The sequence below is a fragment of the Corynebacterium sp. genome, assembly GCF_030535495.1.
Taxonomy (GTDB): domain Bacteria; phylum Actinomycetota; class Actinomycetes; order Mycobacteriales; family Mycobacteriaceae; genus Corynebacterium.
In genome coordinates, this window is the sequence record NZ_JAUNRW010000006.1 from 40,339 (window position 1) to 41,979 (window position 1,641).

Genomic DNA, 1,641 nt, shown 5'->3' on the forward strand with positions numbered 1-1,641 from the left:
GACGCCCCGATCGTGGTGCTCGATGAACCCACCACCGGCCTCGACCCGGTGGCCCGCCACCTGGTCAAGCAGTCCCTCGACACGCTCACCGCCGGCCGCACGACGCTGGCGATCACCCACGATCTCGACATGATCCGCGGCCTCGACCGCCTCCTGTGGCTGGAGGACGGCCGCATCCTCGAGGACGGCCACCCCGAGGATCTGCTCACCACCCCCGGCAGCCGCATCGGCGCCTGGGCACGGTCCCAGACGAAGGAGTTCGCCGATGACCCCGCATGAGCACCTGCTCGCCTATGCCGATCTGGAGCACGCCGAGCTGCTTATCGACGCCCCCTCCCTCTCCACCCTCCTGAACCGCGAGGTGGAGCTCATCCACCGCCGCATCAAACCCGGCCACAGTGTCCTGGTCGCCTGGCGCTGCCGGTCAAGTGGGGAATGCGGGTGGGCGGAGGTGACGAGCAGCCCGGACAAGGTCGCCAACACCCTGCGCCGGGCGGCGCGCTACGGGCTGGAGGTGACCGTCCACCGGGAGGGTGTGCTCTCCGGGCTCGTCTGGTCGGACCGGAAACTGGTGCGGGCACTGGACGGGCTGCCCCGGACCGGACTGCGCATCCTGCGCTACAACCCGCACCGCCGCCTGGTGGCGGCCACCTCCGACGGGCTGGTGGTTCGCGTGCACGCCGACGATGCCTCCCACCTGGGGCGTACGGCCGCGCGGTGGCAGTCTGCGGGGGTCCGAACACTCAGTGCCGTGGGTGGGGGACAGGTGTCCGTGAGCCCCTGGTGGGGCCACGGTGACCTGGGCGCTGTGCCCTCGGCGGCCGCGGCGCGCTCCGCCGGGGAGGAGGTCGCGCGGCTGCACCGCTTGAGCATGCCACCGGGGCCGGTGCGCTCGCCGGAGATCGACACCACCGCCGCCACCCTCGCCCCCTGGACGGCCGAGGCCGTCCACTCCCTGGCTGCCCGGCTGGCCGTTCTCCTGCCCGCCACGGAGGGCGAGACCTGCGCCCTCCACGGCGATCTCTCCCCGGACCAGATCCTGGTGGGGGAGGACGGGCAGATCCGCCTCATCGACCTCGACCGCGCCACCACCGGCCCTGCCGCCCGTGATGTGGGCAGCTTCCTCGCGGCGTGTGATCCGGACCTGGCCGGGGATTTCCTTGCCGGTTACCGCGCCGCCGGGGGCCGCGTCGACCAGGCACACGTCGCCGCCTGGGAAGCACTGGCCCACCTCAACTACGGGCTGGCCCCATTACGGGGTGGGGCCGAGGACTGGGTAGCCCCCCTCGAGCGCTCCCTGGCGGCGGCCCACCGGGCGCTCGACCTGCTCCCGCCGGCCACCGTGGAGGTGGACGGGCGGGCGTGGGCGGTGACCCGGGCCTGGCCCGGTCAAGAGCTGAGCGTCGAGCTGCGCGACCCGGATTCCGGGGCCATCCGCGCGGGACGCTGGACCCGGCACGAGGTGGTGGCGGAGGCGCCCGGCACCGACCCGCGCCTGGACCTGCCGGCGGGCGAGGTGGTGTCACACCGGCGCGGGAAACGCGCCGTGGTGCGCTCCTCGGACGGCCAGCGCTACACCAAGGTCGTGCGCGCCGGGAAGGCGACCGGGATCCTCGCCGGCATCGACCGCGCCCGGCCCTT

Annotated in this window: 1 protein-coding gene and 1 pseudogene; both read left to right on the forward strand. The window is 73.8% G+C overall.

Annotated features, from left to right (window positions below; translation table 11 throughout):
* Positions 1–279, forward strand: a pseudogene (locus Q4F73_RS01715) (ABC transporter ATP-binding protein); the annotation flags it as partial.
* Positions 266–1,641 (forward strand): phosphotransferase enzyme family protein (locus Q4F73_RS01720; RefSeq protein ID WP_303357620.1); only part of this gene is annotated, 1,376 nt, incomplete at its 3' end. The pseudogene Q4F73_RS01715 and the gene Q4F73_RS01720, both read left to right, overlap by 14 nt.